The following is a 17,740-nucleotide window of genomic DNA, read 5'->3' on the forward strand; positions in this document are numbered from 1 at the left end:
ATTTTTTACAGGAGATGAGGTGAAAACATGTCAGTTGTGATCATACCGGCGTATAAACCGGATGAAAGGCTGGTCGGGATCGTAGATCAGCTGTGGACATATGGATTCCGGATTGTTGTTGTGGATGATGGAAGCGGGGAAGATTATCTGGATATTTTTAACAGAATCAACGATGTCTGCATTCTTCTCCGCCATGAGGAAAACAGAGGAAAAGGTGCTGCCATTAAGACTGCGCTTGATTATGTAAACCGTGAGATCTGGGGAAGCACACTGATCGGTGTGATGGACTGTGACGGGCAGCATCTTCCGGAGGATCTGCTGAAATTATTTGTCCATGGGGAAAACAGTGAGAGGCTTATGATCCTGGGTGTGCGGAATGTGGGAAAAGACATGCCGCTGAAATCGAGACTTGGGAATACCATCACGAGAAAAGTGTTTAAGCTTTTAAGCGGAGTCAGCATCTCGGACACACAGACAGGAATGCGGGTGTTTACCTCAGATCTGGTAAAAAAGCTCCTGACTGTGGAGGGCGAGAGGTATGAATATGAGATGAATGTGCTGCTGTTTCTGGCAAAGGAAGGAATCGATATTGATGAGGTTCCGATCAACACCATTTATCAGGACAGAGAAAATTCTACCTCTCATTTCCGGGCGGTGTGGGATTCCATACGGATCTACAAAGATCTGCTGAAGTTTACACTGTCTTCATTTTCCAGCTTTGTTCTGGATTATCTGTTGTTTGCGTTTTTTATGTTTTGTCTGCCACACACAGCCATGTTTGTGCTGGGAGCCAATATCCTGGCAAGATTGGTCAGTGCTTTTTATAACTACTGTATGAACTGTTATTTCGTTTTTCATAAGGAAAAAAAGATCCAGACGGCGATGCAGTATTTTGAACTGGCTGCTTTTATCCTGGTCATGAACAATATCATTCTGGAGGCGCTGACGCAGATCATTCATATGCCTGTGTATCCGGCAAAGATCCTGACAGAGTGTACCCTGTTTCTGATAAGCTGGCTGGTACAGAATTTTCTGATCTTTGCCCGTGATCCCGGGAACCGTCTGATGTCAGGAGGCCGGAGTAGAACATGGTAAAACGAATATTATGGATCCTGCTGGATGTGGCAGTGGCTGCGCTGATCCTTCTGGGGGTGTGGGTCATTAATTTTAAGATTCCCCAGAAGGGGGTCAGGGCGGTGAATATGGCGGAGGAGGACACGGCCGGAAATGATTCCGGAAGTTCCGGTTTGCAGAATTCCGGTGGGACTGGAAGCAGTTCAGATACAGGAAACGGGATGAACGGTACAGAACTTAAACAAACCCGAAAAGTTCTGAGTACCCAGGACTGGCATGAGAAATTTGCGGACAAATTTACCGATACAGTGGTTTCTACAGATACATCATACACAAGTCCCAACCTGTCCATTCAGATTTCTCATCACCAGTATGATTCCGGAACTGTGGATAACACACATGGTGGCAGTTATGCAAAATACGGAAGCAAAATTTCCTATGTGCTGGCGGATATTTACATTGGCGATATCACCTGCTTCCAGACTGCGTTTGCACAGGATACCTATGGAATTGGCTATACGGAAAAGCTTACAGATATGTCTGCAAGAATGAAATCCATACTGTCGGTCAACGGAGATTCCTATAGCAACAATCGTCACAGAGAGAATGGTACGATCATACGAAACGGTGTGATCTACCGCAGCCAGCAGTCCGGGGAGGAAACCTGTGTTCTCAACTGGGACGGAACCATGGATATTTATCAGCCGGGGCAGCTGGATGAGCAGAAACTCATCGGCAGAGGTGCTTATCAGAGCTGGATCTTTGGGCCAAGTCTGCTGGACGCAAATGGAAAGGCGAATGATAAATTCTGGACCTGGACTTACATCCGCCGGTCTCATCCGCGGACTGCCATCGGGTATTTTGAACCGGGACATTACTGCCTGCTTCTTGTGGACGGGAGACAGCAGAGCTCCAGGGGAATGTTCCTGGATGAGATGGCGAAGGTGTTTGAGGATCTTGGCTGCAAGGTGGCTTATAATCTTGACGGCGGCCATTGTTCTTTTATGGAAATGAACGGAAAAGTGGTCAATGATCCGTATAAACCGGAGCACGAGATCGAAGATGGGATTTTTATTACGGAGGGATCTTTATGAAGATATTAAGTACAATAAGAAAAATTCTCCTGCATGTCTGTGTTGTATGCAGTCTGGTTTCCATAACAGCAAAAATCCTGGACTGGTATAATCCGTATATGAATTTTTCCGGACATGTGAGCGGGCTTCAGATGGTGTTATATTTTGTGGTGATCTTGCTGGCAGTAACAGAAGGCGGAAAGAGGATTTCCGGGAAAAAATCTCAGAGCCGTATGAGAGAAAGAAGGTTGCATAATCATTTGGAAAGATTTATCATAGATTCCATGTGAGGATTACGCCTTTTTGGCGTATGAGGATGATGGAGTGAAATGAAATGTATTATGATCTGACAAAAGGCAGGATCGGAAAATGTCTGATCCTGTTTGCGCTGCCTATGATCGCGGGCAATCTTCTGCAGCAGTTTTACAATATTGCGGATACCCTGATCGTAGGACGTGTGCTTGGAAAAAATGCGCTGGCAGCCGTTGGTTCTGCCTATACTTTGATGACGTTTCTGACGTCTGTTTTTCTGGGACTGAGTATGGGTTCCGGTGCTCTTTTTTCGATTTATAAGGGAAAGGGCAGTGACCGGGAACTGCGGCTTTCTGTTGTCCATGCTTTTGGACTGATCATGAGTGTGACGGTGATGTTAAATGTGGTGGTGTACCTTTTTACGGACCTGATCCTCTGGTTCCTGCGGGTGCCGGAAGAAGTGTACGATGGGATGAAAACATATCTGCTTGTGATCTTTGCAGGGCTTGTGGCAACATCCCTTTATAACTTTTTTTCCTGCCTTTTAAGGGCTCTTGGTAATTCCACGGTGCCTCTTGTTTTTCTGGCGGTTTCCGCTGTCCTGAATATTGGACTGGATCTTTTGTTTGTGGCGGTTCTTCCCTGGGGGATTGCAGGTGCGGCCTTTGCTACGGTGATCGCTCAGTATGTGTCAGGAATCGGGATTACCATTTATGTGCTGCATTCCTGCAAAGATCTTCTGCCTGGAAAAGAGGAGCTTTGTTTTGACCGGGGGATTCTTGGTGAGATCGTGAATCTTTCTTCTCTGACCTGTCTGCAGCAGTCAGTGATGAATTTTGGTATTCTGATGGTCCAGGGATTGGTGAACAGTTTCGGGGCTACGGTGATGGCTGCTTTTGCGGCTGCTGTGAAGATTGATACTTTTGCCTATCTTCCGGTTCAGGATTTTGGAAATGCCTTTTCTACATTTGTGGCGCAGAATTATGGTGCCGGGAATCAGGAGCGTATCCGCAAGGGTACCAGGGTGGCTTTTGCCATGAGTATCGGGTTTAGTGTGATGATCTCAGTGCTGGTGTGTCTGTTTGCCGGGCCGCTGATGAAGATTTTTGTCAGTGGGAAAGAGGTGGCCGTGATTGCTGCGGGGGTGAAGTATCTCCGGATCGAGGGTGCGTTTTATCTTGGGATTGGCTGTCTGTTTCTGCTGTATGGTTATTACCGGGCGATCAAGCGGGCGGAGATGTCGGTTGTGCTGACGGTGATCTCCCTGGGACTTCGTGTTCTGCTGGCTTATGTTCTTTCTGTTGTGTTCGGTGAGGTGGGAATCTGGGTGGCGATTCCCATTGGCTGGGTGATGGCAGATGTTACGGGGATTGTTTATATGCGGCGGACGTGGTAGTTATTTGTGGCCGTTGTCGTATAGCTGCTGGATGTCTTTCGGGAGGTTGTCCGGGAGCATCTGGCGGATCTTGTCTTCGTTTCCTTCTTTCATGGCCTGGTCGTAGTACCAGCATTTGTATTTGAGCATATCGAGGGTTTTATTGAGTCGTAGGATTTCCTGTTCTACGGCTTTTTTTCTTGTCTCGAAGAGTTCTTTGCGGTTCTGGTAGGTGCTGCTTCCCTGGTTGCACCATTCGAAGAATTGTTTGATGCCTTTGATTTCCAGGCCGGAGGCTTTGAGGCATTCGATCATGCGGAGGGCTTCCAGTTCGTGGTCGTTGAATTTGCGGATGCCGGATTCGCGTTTGAGGTTGGGGAAGAGGCCTTCTTTGTCGTAGTAGCGTAGGGTGGAGACGGGGAGATGGAACATTTCGGATACTTGGCCGATGGTGTACATTGGGGGTCCTCCTTTGGGTTTTTGTTTTTATTTTATGATAAATGGGGGTGGGATGCAAGTATAGGACGCCGTGGAGTGTGCATCGGTTCTGGCTGGGGCTTCGTCGGGGGCTGGCTTCTAGGCTGCCGGAATTCTGCTAAAAGCGTTTTACAAAAGTCCGAACTCGCTTCGCTCAAACAGCGAACTTTTGTAAAACAACGCAGATTTCCGCCAGCCAAGAATCAGCTCCCCTCCTGCAGAGTCAGCCAGAACCGATGCACACTCCACGGCTGGCTATTCAGGGCGGGAGGGATAGGGTGGCTGCTCGGGAGTTGGATGAGCCGTCAGCGCTGCGCTGGACGGCTGGGGGAAAAGGCTGAGTTTCCTTGTGTTTTTTTTGTGTGTGGGGGGAGGATGTCGGATTATGGGATAATTTTTGGAATAGTTTTGGGTGATGTGGTATAATTTTATATACCAGTAGGAGTGTTAATGACCAACAATACTATATTCGATGATGTTTTCCGGACAATGGTGGAGAAGATGACTTATCTGGTGGTTCCGCTTATTAATGAGGTGTTCCATACCGCATATCCGGAGGATGTTAAGATTGTTCAACTTTGTAATGAACATCAGTTGGAAGATGGGGAGATTATTACCGATTCCTGTCTGAGGATTGGCGATATGTTGTACCATATTGAATGCCAGAGCTTGGATGATGAAACAATGGCGGTCAGAATGGTTGAGTATGACTTTGCGATTGCATTGGAACACAGAAAAAAAGTTGATGGGAGATATTGTGTAGAATTTCCCAGATCTTGCGTACTATATTTGAGAAATGGAAAAAGAACACCGGATTTTCTGGAGGTAGAGTTAATCCTTCCAGATTCTCAGATGTGTGTATATCGGGTTCCGACGGTGAAAGTGGAGAATTATACAAAAGATAGTATTTTTGAGAAAAAGCTTCTGATGCTGCTTCCATTTTATATTATGAGATATGAGAAGGTTGCGGATATAATAGAGAAAGATTCGGAAAAACTTCAGAGATTATTAAGTGAATATGAAGATATACGTAATAAACTGGGGAAAGAAATTTCGATTTCTGGGAGGGCAGAATTATATACAGATCTGAATAGGCTGATTATCAGAATATCGGATTATGTTTTCAGGAATAAAGAAAAAGTTCGGAAAGGAGTTGGCGAGGTTATGGGTGGAAAAGTTTTGCAGTTGGAATCTGAGAGGCTTCGCGAGGAAGGAATGGCGATTGGAAAAGCGGAAGGAAAAGCCGAGGGTGAAGCAAGATTGAGTGCACTGATCAATCGATTGTTTCTGGAGGGGCGGTCGGATGAAGTGCAGCGTGTGGTGACGGATGTAAAATGGCGTCAGAAGCTGTATGGTGAGTATAATCTGTAATAAGTGATGTGTGAGCTATAAACAAAAAGTTAAGGGGATATTTTATGTGGATTTGTGCCAATGATGAGAGGATTCGATATACAGGGAGGATTGACTGTAGGGTGGAGGCGGAGCCGGTCTGGGTGTTTCCGGGGTCTTCGGCGGAGTTTTGGTTTTCAGGGGAGGTGCTGAGGATTCATGTGGAGAATTTTAATGAGTACTGGCAGAATTATCTGGGGTGTATTCTGGATCAGGTGCAGTCGGCGTTTTATTTGAAAAAGTCCGGTGAGACGGTTATTGAGGTTAGGGTGCCGGAGAATGAGTCTGGGGTGCATCATGTGTTGTTTTTTAAGAGGCAGGATGGGTGTCATGAGCTGAAGATTCTGGGGTTTGAGATTGGGGATGGTGAGAGATTGATTGAGCTGCCTCCGGTTTCGGAGCGTAGGATTGAGGTTTATGGGGATTCGGTTTCTGCCGGGGAGTCGGTGGAGGCGATTGATTTTATTGGTAAAACGGATATGGAGCATGAAGGGGGTTTTTCTAATTGCTGGTTTTCTTTTCCTTGGATGACGGCGAGGATGCTTGGGGCGCGACTTCATGATATTGCTCAGGGCGGGATCGCGCTGATGGATGGTCATGGGTGGTTTCACAGGCCAGAGCAGACTGGAATGGAGACTGCGTGGGATAAGATTCATTATAACACCATGCTTGGGGAGATGACGGAGTGGGATTTTTCGAAATTTGTTCCCCAGGTGGTGATCGTGGCTCTGGGCCAGAATGATAATTATCCGGTGGATTATATGAAAGTGGAGGCTGAGAAGAAAGCACAGGGTGTCTGTGTTCACGAACAGGAACCGGATCAGGAGCAGGTGACGCAGGTGGAGAAGAGTTATTCATATTGTTGTGAGATGGCTGACAGGTGGCGGAGTCACTATGGGGATTTTCTGAAAAAGCTCCGTGGTGTTTATCCGGAGGCGTGGATCGTCTGCTGTACGACTGTTTTGCAGCATGATAAGAGCTGGGATGATGCTATTGACCGGGTTGTAAATTCTGTGAAAGATGAGAAGATCTCACATTTTCTGTTCAGCAGAAACGGTGTGGCTACGCCGGGGCATCCCCGTATTCCGGAGCAGTTTGAGATGGCGCGGGAGATGGCGGATTATATCGAAAATGTGCTGGGTGTATATAAAAATAAATGAGATACGTAATGTGCAGCTGCAGACAGAAGAGATTACATTTTTGAAACTGAATTGCGTAAGATCAAGGTTGACGTAAAAAATTGCATATAGTATACTGTGAATGTTCATCGGAGGGTTGATTGTTCGACGGAAACAATGGCTGGATAAGATGACAGGCTGAGATGCCTGTTGCTTATCCGGCTTTTTTAACGTTTATAAAAAGGAGGATAAGAATGGAAAAAAACAACACCTTTACACAGGGTAGGATCCTGAAACCGCTGATCTTATTTGCGCTTCCTGTCCTGCTGGCGCTTTTTCTGCAGGCGATGTATGGCGCGGTGGATCTTCTGATCGTGGGAAAATTTGCTTCTTCTGCGGATGTTTCGGCGGTTTCCACGGGATCGCAGATCATGATGACGCTTACTAATCTTGTGAGCAGTTTTGCCATGGGAACCACTGTGCTCCTGGGACAGCAGATCGGCTGTGGGGAGCGGAAACAGGGAGGTCGGACAGTTGGAACTGCTATTGTGATGTTTACGGTGATCGCGCTGGTCATGACTGCGGTGCTTGTGATTTTTGCACCACAGGTAAGCAGCATTATGAATGCGCCGGAGGAAGCTTTTGACAAAACAGTTGTTTATGTGCGGATCTGTGGCGGCGGTATGCTGGTGATCGTGGCGTACAATCTGATCGGCTGTATTTTCAGGGGGATCGGAGATTCCAGAACGCCGCTGTTTACGGTTGCCGTTGCATGTGTATTCAATATTGCAGGGGATCTGATCCTCTGTGCGGGATTTAAGATGGGAACGTCAGGAGCTGCTTTTGCAACTGTATTTGCACAGATCATCAGTGTGATCGTTTCCTTTGGCGTTATCCGCAAAAAAGAGCTGCCTTTTGAAATGCATAAAACGGATATTGGGGTCCATGGCCGGACTCTCCGGAAAATGGTGGGGCTTGGTGCGCCTATCGCATTACAGGATCTTCTGGTAAGTATTTCTTTTCTGATCATTCTGGCCATTGTGAATTCCATGGGAGTAACGGCATCTGCAGGCGTCGGCGTTGCAGAAAAAGTCTGTGCGTTTATCATGCTGATCTCATCTGCGTTTATGCAGTCCATTTCTGCTTTTGTGGCGCAGAATTACGGAGCGGGACGCATGGACCGGGCAAAAAAAGCTCTGCATTATGGTGTGGCGGTTTCTTTTGCCATTGGTGTTGGAATGTTTTTCCTGTCATTTTTCCATGGAAATGTGCTGGCGGGAATTTTTTCCTCCGATGCAATGGTCATCGAGGCAGCGGCAGATTACCTGAAAGCTTATGCCATTGACTGTCTGTTTACGGCAATCTTTTTCTGCTATATCGGATTTTATAATGGAATCGGCATGACGAAGTTTGTAATGATCCAGGGAATCATCGGTGCTTTCTGTGTGCGAGTTCCGGTGTCATGGTTTATGAGCCGCAGAGCCGGTGCGACGCTGTTTGATATCGGGCTGGCAACACCGTTTTCATCCGTGTTGCAGCTGGTGCTGTGTCTTGGATGTATGTTGTATCTGAGAAAGAAAAAACGGGTGTAGGATACCGTGTAAACGTTTTCAGGAATGTGGTCTGTCCGTCTGCAAAAAACTGTGTTAAAATGAGCAAAGAGGATTTTGTCAGAGAAGGATATGATTAAAGAGACAGAATGTGGAAGTCCCACTGACAAAATAAAACCAGAAAAGTAATGTAGATCATAAAGACGAGGAGGAAATATCATGGAGAATATTTTTCACAGAGTAAGTATCCGTAAATATGAAGATAAACCCGTGGAGAAAGAGAAAATCCTTCAGATCCTGAAAGCCGGTATGCAGGCGCCAAGTGCATGTAATCAGCAGCCGTGGGAGTTTTATGTTGTGACAGATAAGGAGAAGATCAGGGAACTTTCCAAAGCGACTCCTTATTCCGGATGTGCGGCAGGTGCGCCGGTTGTGATCGTTCCGGTATATCGGAAAGAGGGACTGGTTGTGCAGGATATGGCACAGATCGACATGTCTATCGCCCAGGAAAATATCTGGCTGGAAACGGATGCACTGGGACTTGGCGGCGTTTGGATCGGAATTGCGCCGATGCGGGATCGCATGGATCTGGTCCATGACATTCTGAAACTTCCGGAGAATGTGGAAGTTTTTTCCCTCTTTGCCCTGGGATATCCGGCAGAGAGCAGGAAGCAGCAGGATCGTTTTGACGAGAGCAGGATCCACTTTGTAGAATAATGTATGCATCGGGCTGTGTCAGAATACAATGAAGAATGGCAGAACATATGGTTTTCTGGTACAGCAAGACAGATGTGATAGATAGTAGAACAGAATCGAGGACAGAAAAATGGAACATATAGCAAGAGACGAAGCATTTGCATTATTAAAAAAATACAACAAAGATCCTTTTCACATCCAGCATGCACTGACTGTGGAGGCAGTGATGAAATGGTATGCAAAAGAGCTGGGCTATGGCGATGACGCAGAATACTGGGGCATTGTAGGTCTGCTCCATGATATTGATTTTGAACTTTACCCGGAAGAACACTGCCTGAAAGCACCGGAACTTCTCCGTGAGGCAGGTGTGGGAGAAGATATCATTCATGCGGTGGTTTCTCATGGATATGGAATTACTGTTGGCTGTGGAGCTACCATTGAGACTGCGCCGGAGCATGAGATGGAAAAAGTCCTTTTTGCAGCGGATGAGCTCACCGGTTTGATCTGGGCAGCGGCGCTGATGCGTCCGTCCAAGAGTACCAAGGATATGGAGCTGAAATCCCTGAAAAAGAAATATAAAAGCAAAGGTTTCGCGGCAGGCTGTTCCAGAGAAGTGATCCAGCGAGGCGCAGATCAGCTGGGCTGGGATCTTGCGAAACTTCTTACTATGACACTTCAGGCTATGGCAGAAAGCGAAGATGAGATCCAAAAAGAGATGGATGCGGAAGAAGCCTGAATATAGTGAAAGACACCAATAAATCTTCTGATATTTTGTGCAGAATACATTTTGCAGAGCCGGGATTTTTGCGATAAAATATAAGTATAGGAACCGGAAAACTGCATTATGAAAGAGGTGAAGGGTATGAAGGAATACGAGATCATTATTGAAACTATTAATCCCTGTGGTGGTGATCGCCATTCTCAGCAAGAGATCGTTGAAGCAAAGATTGAGAGCCCGGAAGCTTATGTCAAAGAAAAAGGAAGATTTCCAATCATTGATAAGATTGAGAATCCCGACGGCGGGGTTGTGATCGTGACCGGTGATGGAAAAGGATACATGGTAAGATATACATTTTCTGAATAATGGGTAATGCGGCGTATGTGACGGAAAACGGATCATAAAGTGGAGTATGGATCTGTTTTACATATATGCCGCATTTTTATTGCTTTTTCGTGATCGGGCCAAAAAATCCTTGACCTAAAGCAAGGAGCTTGGAGTTGGTTTTAACATCCCATCCATTATCCGTTTTCCATTTGAAAAAATGGTGCGGGAGAATAAGAATGTAAATCTGGTGCGGCTGAACCTGGATGAGGCAGTGATACCGGAGAGCTTTGGTAAAAGGGAAATCGGGATCAACCGGGATCTTTGTATAGGATTTCAGCACAAAAAAAGACACCAAATATGCCCCGGCCATCAGACATCAGCCAAAGCGATATTTAGTGTCAGAAAAATCCATATTCAATTTGCGCGAGGATTATTATAGCAGATTTTTTTCAGGAAAAGTAAAGAGAAAAATTCTGCGAGAAATAGATGCCTTTTATTTTTGAAATTGAAATCTGCACAAAAAAACGTATGCAAATTTATAAAATATGTATAAATTATTTGTTGAAATTTTATAAAAAAAGGAGTAAAACATTAGATAAATAAAAAAGAGAAATGCATGGAACAGGACAGACCACAAAAAGCATGCCGGATTACAGAGAGCCGCAGGCTGATGAGAAGCGGCAGAAGGTATTTTGTGATATCACCTGGGAGCATCCCGCTGAATAGAAATCTTTAAGTAAGCCGGGACGTAGTCTTCACGTTACAGAAGAGGCTGTTTGATATGACAGTAATAAGTGGTCGCGTTTAGCAATAAATACGATAATACAAAGTGGTACCACGGAACATTCCGCCTTTGTTATCCGAAAGGATAGCAAGGGCGTTTTTTGATGCAATAACTGTTTTACGGTCATTGTATCATGTATAAAAAACACAAAGGAAAGAGAGTTGATATTATGAACGGAATAACAATGATGATCATAGCCATTGTAGTTCTCGGAGGCGCATATCTTCTGTATGGCCGTTATCTCCAGAACAAATGGGGTATTGATCCAAAAGCAAAAACTCCTGCTTATGAGCTGGAGGACGGAGTTGATTATGTACCGGCCGATACAAATGTAGTATTTGGCCATCAGTTTGCATCCATAGCAGGTGCGGGCCCGATCAACGGACCTATCCAGGCCGCAATTTTCGGCTGGCTGCCGGTTCTGCTCTGGATCCTCATCGGAGGTGTATTCTTTGGAGCTGTGCAGGATTTTGCATCCATGTACGCATCTGTAAAGAATAAAGGACGTACTATCGGATATATCATCGAAGCGTATATCGGAAAGCTTGGAAAAAAATTGTTTCTTTTATTCTGCTGGCTGTTCTGTATTCTGGTCGTTGCCGCATTTGCAGATGTTGTAGCAGGAACCTTTAACGGATTTGTCGCAAATGATGCAGGAGCTGTTACAAAGGTAGCGGCAAACGGAGCTGTTGCAACCACTTCCATGTTATTTATATTTGAGGCTGTTGCACTTGGATTTTTCCTTAAATATACAAAATTCAACAAATGGGTCAACACTGCAGTCGCAATTTTACTGCTGGTAGCAGCAATTGTGCTGGGACTTAATTTCCCCATGTATGTAAGTCTTGGAATCTGGCATATCATCATTTTTGTATACATCCTGATCGCCAGTGTCGCTCCTGTATGGGCACTGCTTCAGCCACGTGATTATCTGAACAGCTATCTGCTCATTTTCATGATCGTTGGCGCAGTTATTGGTGTATTTGTAGCCAATCCGTCCTGTAACCTGAAAGCTTTTACAAGCTTTAATGTGGACGGACAGTACATGTTTCCGATCCTGTTTGTAACCATCGCCTGCGGTGCTGTTTCCGGTTTCCATTCACTGGTATCCTCCGGTACTGCATCCAAGCAGATCAAAAATGAGAAAAATATGCTTCCTGTTTCCTTTGGAGCAATGCTGATGGAAAGTATGCTTGCCATCATCGCGCTGATCGCAGTTGCATCCTTTGCAGACGGCGAGGCAGCAGCACAGGGGCTTACAACACAGCCGCAGATTTTTGCAGGTGCTATCGCAAACTTCCTTTCTGTAGTTGGCCTTCCACATTCACTGGTATTTACCCTGATCAACCTTGCAGTATCTGCATTTGCACTGACCTCTCTTGACTCTGTAGCCAGAGTCGGACGTCTGTCATTCCAGGAATTTTTCCTTGATTCTGATACAGATGAGGAAAACATGAGCCCATTTCTGAAAGTCGTAACAAATAAATATTTTGCAACAGTTATCACACTGGTACTTGCCTACATGCTTACAAAAGTAGGCTATGCGGAGATCTGGCCGCTGTTCGGTTCCGCAAACCAGCTGTTATCCGTACTTGCCCTTGTAGCCTGCGCGGTATTCTTAAAGAAAACAAAACGTCAGGGCTGCATGCTCTGGATCCCGATGGTATTCATGATAGCAGTTACCTTCACAGCACTTGGTATGACCATCACAAAACTTTCAAAAGCACTTTTTACAACAGGACTGGATCTTGGAAACACCTTACAGCTTGTATTTGCAGTATTACTGCTGATCCTTGGTGTATTGGTAGCGATCCAGGGCGTGAAGAAACTGCTTGAGAAGACAGATGATAAAAAAGCAACGGCATAATATTATCGGATGAGATTACGTATTTTTGTTTGGCTGGAGAAGCATAAAAAGGTACTGATGGATTTGTTAGTGTATTGCAGCAATTCTTTACCTTCCTCCAGCTTGCAGCGCAAAATAAATGCGCTGACAGAAAAACCAAGGGTCTTTTTAAATAATCAGGAAATGATGGCTGCGATGATGGAAGGAATGCCGCTTCGTCAGTTGTTAAGCTTCGTTCCCGGAATTAAAAGAGAAATGCTGGAACAGATGGTTGGTGCTTTAAACGAAGGCTTTGCATATAATAAAAAAAATGTATCAATGGAAATGAAAGCCTTATGCCAGATCAGAAAATAGAGAATCTTCTTAATCTTGCCATGAATGCCCTGCCGCAGGAACGGGCGAAATCGGAAAATCTGAATGTGGGATATGATCCCACCACCAGGCTGTGGGATGTGATCGTGAAATACAGCGGTCCGGAAAGCGGACTTGGTGGTGAGAGGATCCAGGTGGTCCCGCTGCTTGGCAGCTATGCAGTAGTGACATTGCCGGAAACGGAAATTTCTGCATACTCAGTCAGAGAGCAGATCGAGTTTATAGAAAAGCCCAAGAGACTTTATTTTGAGACCTTTGAAGAGCGGGAGGCAAGCTGCATTTTGCCGGTGCAGAATGGAGCCGATGGCTTAACCGGCAAGGGGATTTTGGTGGGTATTGTGGATTCCGGGGTGGACTATTTCCATCCGGATTTCAGAAATGAGGATGGCAGTACCCGGATCCTGCGACTGTGGGATCAGAGTGTAGCTGGAAATCCACCGGAAAACTATGTATCAGGAACTGAATATACGAAGGAAGAAATTGATGAGGCGCTTACACTCGGGGAAACCGAAGGCAGGCGCCTTGTTCCGTCTGGGGATTTCAGCGGACATGGAACAGCAGTTCTTGGAATAGCAGCAGGAAATGGGAGAGCATCGGAGGGAGTGAATCGAGGCGTTGCGTATAGAAGTGATCTTCTGGTGGTAAAGATGGGAAATCCACGGGAAAATTCATTTCCGCGGACAACGGAGCTGATGGAGGGTATTGATTACCTGATACGGCAGGCAGTGAAGATGAGAAAACCGATCGTTATAAACGTCAGCTTTGGGAATAATTATGGTTCTCATGAACCTTATAATTAAGGGAAAACATAAGAAAACACTGATATTTCCTGTGTTTTCAGGCAATTCAGTGTTTTACTCGGATTCATGTTTGGTTGTTGTTTGAGTCTTATAATACTCGGTCAGGATCATGTTAATCTGCTGGGAACGTGTACGATAGTTCGCTTTTGCATCCTTATCAATCTCAGCAACCAGTTCTTTGGACAAAGTAGTATAGACCTGAATATTGTTGGAACTGATAGCCATGTGGCACCTCCGATTCAATTTAATAGAATTATTCTATCATACTTCTTCGGGAGGGGCAATGTGAACTGAAAATTGAAGAATTATTGTTACTGTAAAATTGGAACGGTCGTAAAGAAAATCTATGAATAGAGAACGATAAGAAAGGTAGAACAGACAATGAAGAAAACAATTTTTGAAGAGATGGGCGGTACTTATATCAGACATGGGGATTATCTTATCCCTGCTCTTACCTTACCGAAGGAAGAAGAACAAAGGGTTGTCGGTGTATGGGGACAAAGACATTTGCGGTATTTGAAGGAATACCGCAGATTGCTATATCTGAATATGCTTACAAGCGGCAGGCTGAATGGTTATTTGGCTGATATAGAAGAACAGGCACAGGAACGCTTTGAAAGACTTGTAGAACAGATGAAACAGGCACAAGGCATTACAGAACAGCTAAAGGTGGAAAATGTCTTGGAATGGATAGGAAGAATGAACAATATACAAGTATGTGCGAGGGAGATTGTGGATAAAGAGATAATTTATCAAGAATGAAATGTAAGATAAATAGTGTATAAAATGTAGCAGGGCATCATAAGATAAAATTGTAATTGCATTTTCCACATAGTTCGTGTAAAATGTAATTAGAAAAGCTGTGCATCAGCGGTGGGTTGACACCTAAAATCTGATACGTTTTCCGAACGAAGGTGTCGGAGGTTGGCAGGCAACGGAAAAACCTGATATTTTCCAGACGAAGGTGCTGGAGGTTGGCAGACAACGGAAAAATCAACCATGAGAAGGGAATGTTTAGTGCTGCGGCGTGAACATTCCCTTCTCTAAATTTTATGGGATAAGGATTAAGTTATGGACAAAAGACGTGCAATTCAGATTATGACAAAAGCGGCACAACTATATAAAGAACATCTTGAGGATCAGAAGGTTTTGTTCCTATATGGCTTACCGAAAGAGGTGAATAAGCAATTACAGGAAAGTAATAAGATTTTGTCATCTGTACAGGGATATGAAGTTGTTTTCCATAGATACAATTTTTTACATTTGACAGGAGTTCGATTGAATAAAAAAGAGACAGCTTCTGCAATTCATTTTTACCAGAAATGCCTGGATAAGCGATTAACAGAAAATGATTTTGTTTTTGCAAAAGATGGCTCTACGGGGCAAAAATTGGATATATTGGAACGTATGATGCTTATTAAGAAAAACGTAACAATGATAGGAGAATTTACAGATCGAGGACCGAAATTATATACAGAAAAAGCTGCCGGGAATATATGTGGTTGTATTGGCTTCGTAAAAGATAAAAATACGAAATTAAATGTACCGAACACATTGCTGAAAAAGGACATCAGAGATGTAACAGCACAGCCTACATATAAAGTATTTGCTGTAATATCAAAACACTATACAGATGAGAAATATACAAATCTTGTGAAGATGGACAAAAGTATTGATTTGAAAGAGTGTTGTTTCTCAGAAACAATAGAAAATATGATAGATAGAGAAAATCTATAATGAAATATAAAGAAACCATGCTACTGCTTTTTGTAACAGTATCATGGTTTTATTGTTTGTCGTCTATATTTTAAGTTGATTATTACTTTACAAAATTGGCAATGTTATAATTATCATTGATTTTAGAAGAAGGGAGTATCGAGGGAAATTAGTGGAACTGGTTTTGCAAGCATAGCGTTTGGATATCCAAACGCACTTTGGGAGCCCCCCAAACCCCATTTGTTGGCTTTACAAAGTAGGAATTTTTTGCTCAAGATAAAAAGAGAGTGCGTAAGCGGAAAGAAATCAAATTATGCTTACGCACTTTGTGCCTCACTTTTGCTCGGTGGTTAGCAGTTTGTGAATTATTGGGATGAAGCAATATAACTGTTTTGAGAAAACGGGATATTTTTTATATTAGTAGTTTAAACATTATAGTTCTGTGTTGTGCGATTTTTGCCTGGATTGAACAGGATGTTTTTTTTGCAATTCCTGTTTCCTCTGATATTCAAGTTCCCAGGTACGATGAGAGAAGCTATAGGGATCTTCCATATTGAGATCATCCACTTCATGGGTTGCGATATCACGATAGTGATAGTCATAATATTCACCAAAAGTACCTTTGAGCTGCTCAATCAGTTTCTCTCGGAAAGTAGGTCGTATCTGGATTCTGGCATCCAGTAATTCTGTATATTGCTCTGGTTTAGGCCGGAGTTTTTCCTCTTGGAAAGCGACAGCATCTTTTTCAAGCTGCTCTTTGAGAGCCATATCCTGAGAATCGAGAATATCCAGATTCTTATCCATCTGGTCGTATTTTCTGGAAAGGCTCGCCATATCTTTCTCTGTGGAGCATTCAGCCTGAAACAGCAGCTGTTCTTTGGCAGATTTCAGTTCCTCGATTTCTTCTGTTACGGTTGTAAGCTGCTGGTTTAACTTTATGTGCTGGAAAGGATTTAGAATACTGGTTTTACTTTTTTGCACATTTAGTTCTTTCTTTTCAGTAACTTTCGCTTTGAGCTTTTTCTTAATGGTATCATATTTATTTAGGATAGGACGAAAATGCTGCATCCAGTCATGGATCACTTCTTTTTGCATTTCATTATGAAGTAAATGATATTGTGTAAAAATCATATGATTGCGGATTGCTTCTAATGTTTCTGCAATTACCGGAATAGATTTTTCGACAGCTTGAACCAATTTTTTTATCTGTGTTTTTAATTCCCGTAGTATTCTGTTATCCGCACGAACCCGACGGTTGATTTCACACCGGTCTGCTATCATGCCTTTCTTTTCCATATTCTGGGCAATGTAGCCTTCGTGGATGGTTGGCTGTTCAGTGATTCCCTGAGCTGCAAAACTGCGGTGATCAATGGCGGCATTTATCTGATTAAGGGCAAGCATTTTATTTACGGCATCTGCCCAGTTTGCTCTCCAGAGGCAGAGCTGTTCCTCACTGTTCCATTGTTCGGAAATCGGGTTTTGTCTGCCATACCGGGTGCTTTTTGGATGTTTGTCGATACGTTCATAACCTTTCTCCTGTGCTGCCGAGGGAGTCAGATATACTTTCTTTTTCCCAGCTTTATAACGATACTGTTTTTCCCAGCCCTCTTTCTGAGCATCCTTAAATTCAGAAGCAGTAAATCCCTTTTCCTCTCCATCTTTGATGCATAGATATTCTTTTTCGGTTTTATACTGCCATGTTCCGTTTTCGTTTAATGGACGGACAGTAAGTAGAATGTGTGCATGGGGATTGTGACCATCTGTATCGTGAATGGCGAAATCGGCACACATTCCCATATCTACAAAATTCTTTTGAATAAAATTCTGAAGAAGAGAAATATTGCTGTCTTTATCCAACTCAATAGGGAGTGCGACAACAAATTCTCTTGCCAGTCGGCTGTCTTTTGTTTTTTCAGCAGCTTCTACAGCATTCCAGAGTTGCTCCCGGTTTTTCCATTTAGGCGGAGCCATAGGGGGAAGCATTACTTCCTGATAGATCAGTCCATGTTTTCGGGTGTAGTCATGCTGGATGCCATCGTAATCATTGTATATGCGGCTACAGCTCATATAAGCAGATGCAGCGACAGCAGACCGCCCGGAACCACGGCTGACGACCTTGGCTTGCATATGATAAATTGCCATATCTGGCACCTCCTTTCGATGTTGCCTGCAA

The 17,740-nt window shown here is 44.1% G+C and carries 18 protein-coding genes and 1 other annotated feature; of the genes, 15 read left to right on the forward strand and 3 right to left on the reverse strand.

Going from position 1 to position 17,740, the window contains the following annotated elements:
- Positions 1-27 precede the first annotated feature (27 nt).
- Genes EAI83_RS06060 through EAI83_RS06075 form a run of 4 tightly spaced genes read left to right on the forward strand, consistent with a single transcriptional unit; the run spans position 28 to position 3,795 of the window.
- Entirely contained in the window at positions 28-1,095 is a 1,068-nt protein-coding gene (locus tag EAI83_RS06060; RefSeq protein WP_092069825.1) for a bifunctional glycosyltransferase family 2/GtrA family protein, read from the forward strand.
- Entirely contained in the window at positions 1,089-2,168 is a 1,080-nt protein-coding gene (locus tag EAI83_RS06065; protein ID WP_092069828.1) for a phosphodiester glycosidase family protein, read from the forward strand. The genes EAI83_RS06060 and EAI83_RS06065 overlap by 7 nt, the downstream gene beginning before the upstream one ends.
- Complete coding sequence (locus EAI83_RS06070) at positions 2,165-2,437, forward strand: hypothetical protein (protein WP_129974773.1); 273 nt, start codon at positions 2,165-2,167, stop codon at positions 2,435-2,437. Before EAI83_RS06065 ends, EAI83_RS06070 begins: the two co-directional genes overlap by 4 nt.
- A 44-nt stretch (positions 2,438-2,481) precedes the next feature.
- The gene (locus tag EAI83_RS06075) at positions 2,482-3,795 is read left to right on the forward strand and encodes an MATE family efflux transporter (protein WP_129974774.1); all 1,314 of its coding nucleotides are present in this window, start codon (positions 2,482-2,484) and stop codon (positions 3,793-3,795) included.
- On the opposite strand, the gene EAI83_RS06080 is transcribed toward EAI83_RS06075, so the two are convergent.
- The gene (locus tag EAI83_RS06080) at positions 3,796-4,233 is read right to left on the reverse strand and encodes a MerR family transcriptional regulator (protein WP_021975878.1); all 438 of its coding nucleotides are present in this window, start codon (positions 4,231-4,233) and stop codon (positions 3,796-3,798) included.
- Positions 4,234-4,701: 468 nt separating this feature from the next.
- Between EAI83_RS06080 and EAI83_RS06085 the strand changes: the two genes are divergently transcribed.
- From EAI83_RS06085 to EAI83_RS06130, 9 genes are all read left to right on the forward strand, one after another.
- Complete coding sequence (locus EAI83_RS06085; protein WP_129974775.1) at positions 4,702-5,622, forward strand: hypothetical protein; 921 nt, start codon at positions 4,702-4,704, stop codon at positions 5,620-5,622.
- 44 nt (positions 5,623-5,666) lie between these two features.
- On the forward strand, positions 5,667-6,800 hold the full coding sequence (locus tag EAI83_RS06090; protein WP_129974776.1) for an electron transporter RnfD: 1,134 nt from the start codon (positions 5,667-5,669) through the stop codon (positions 6,798-6,800).
- 212 nt (positions 6,801-7,012) lie between these two features.
- Positions 7,013-8,350 carry an MATE family efflux transporter gene (locus EAI83_RS06095; protein WP_092069846.1) on the forward strand — a complete coding sequence of 446 codons (1,338 nt, stop codon included), beginning with the start codon at positions 7,013-7,015 and terminating at the stop codon, positions 8,348-8,350.
- A 177-nt stretch (positions 8,351-8,527) separates the two neighbouring features.
- The gene (locus tag EAI83_RS06100; RefSeq protein ID WP_021977528.1) at positions 8,528-9,025 is read left to right on the forward strand and encodes a nitroreductase family protein; all 498 of its coding nucleotides are present in this window, start codon (positions 8,528-8,530) and stop codon (positions 9,023-9,025) included.
- Between the two features lie 109 nt (positions 9,026-9,134).
- Positions 9,135-9,740, forward strand: coding sequence for a hypothetical protein (locus EAI83_RS06105; RefSeq protein ID WP_021977529.1), 606 nt, complete (start codon positions 9,135-9,137; stop codon positions 9,738-9,740).
- Positions 9,741-9,848: 108 nt separating this feature from the next.
- Positions 9,849-10,088 (forward strand): hypothetical protein, encoded by a 240-nt coding sequence (locus tag EAI83_RS06110; RefSeq protein WP_021977530.1) that lies wholly within the window; start codon positions 9,849-9,851, stop codon positions 10,086-10,088.
- 569 nt (positions 10,089-10,657) lie between these two features.
- Positions 10,658-10,907: a binding site (T-box leader), on the forward strand.
- A 95-nt stretch (positions 10,908-11,002) separates the two neighbouring features.
- On the forward strand, positions 11,003-12,700 hold the full coding sequence (locus EAI83_RS06120) for a carbon starvation CstA family protein (RefSeq protein ID WP_129974777.1): 1,698 nt from the start codon (positions 11,003-11,005) through the stop codon (positions 12,698-12,700).
- A 9-nt stretch (positions 12,701-12,709) separates the two neighbouring features.
- Entirely contained in the window at positions 12,710-13,033 is a 324-nt protein-coding gene (locus EAI83_RS17200; protein WP_161206344.1) for a hypothetical protein, read from the forward strand.
- Positions 13,015-13,851: a S8 family serine peptidase gene (locus EAI83_RS06130; protein WP_129974778.1), complete on the forward strand. Its 837-nt coding sequence runs from the start codon at positions 13,015-13,017 to the stop codon at positions 13,849-13,851. Before EAI83_RS17200 ends, EAI83_RS06130 begins: the two co-directional genes overlap by 19 nt.
- A gap of 54 nt (positions 13,852-13,905) precedes the next feature.
- Here the strand turns inward: EAI83_RS06130 and EAI83_RS17205 are convergent, their stop codons facing one another.
- Complete coding sequence (locus EAI83_RS17205) at positions 13,906-14,076, reverse strand: hypothetical protein (protein WP_005428285.1); 171 nt, start codon at positions 14,074-14,076, stop codon at positions 13,906-13,908.
- 156 nt (positions 14,077-14,232) lie between these two features.
- Between EAI83_RS17205 and EAI83_RS06135 the strand changes: the two genes are divergently transcribed.
- Both EAI83_RS06135 and EAI83_RS06140 read left to right on the forward strand, forming a co-directional pair.
- Positions 14,233-14,613 carry a TnpV protein gene (locus tag EAI83_RS06135; protein WP_005428283.1) on the forward strand — a complete coding sequence of 127 codons (381 nt, stop codon included), beginning with the start codon at positions 14,233-14,235 and terminating at the stop codon, positions 14,611-14,613.
- A gap of 309 nt (positions 14,614-14,922) precedes the next feature.
- A complete protein-coding gene (locus EAI83_RS06140; protein ID WP_005428282.1) occupies positions 14,923-15,588 on the forward strand; it encodes a PBECR4 domain-containing protein in 666 nt (221 codons plus the stop codon).
- A 411-nt stretch (positions 15,589-15,999) separates the two neighbouring features.
- Here the strand turns inward: EAI83_RS06140 and mobQ are convergent, their stop codons facing one another.
- Positions 16,000-17,709 carry a MobQ family relaxase gene (gene mobQ, locus EAI83_RS06145; protein ID WP_023924145.1) on the reverse strand — a complete coding sequence of 570 codons (1,710 nt, stop codon included), beginning with the start codon at positions 17,707-17,709 and terminating at the stop codon, positions 16,000-16,002.
- Positions 17,710-17,740 lie beyond the last annotated feature (31 nt).

Source organism: Blautia sp. aa_0143 (assembly GCF_004167315.1).
Classification (GTDB): domain Bacteria; phylum Bacillota; class Clostridia; order Lachnospirales; family Lachnospiraceae; genus Blautia_A; species Blautia_A fusiformis.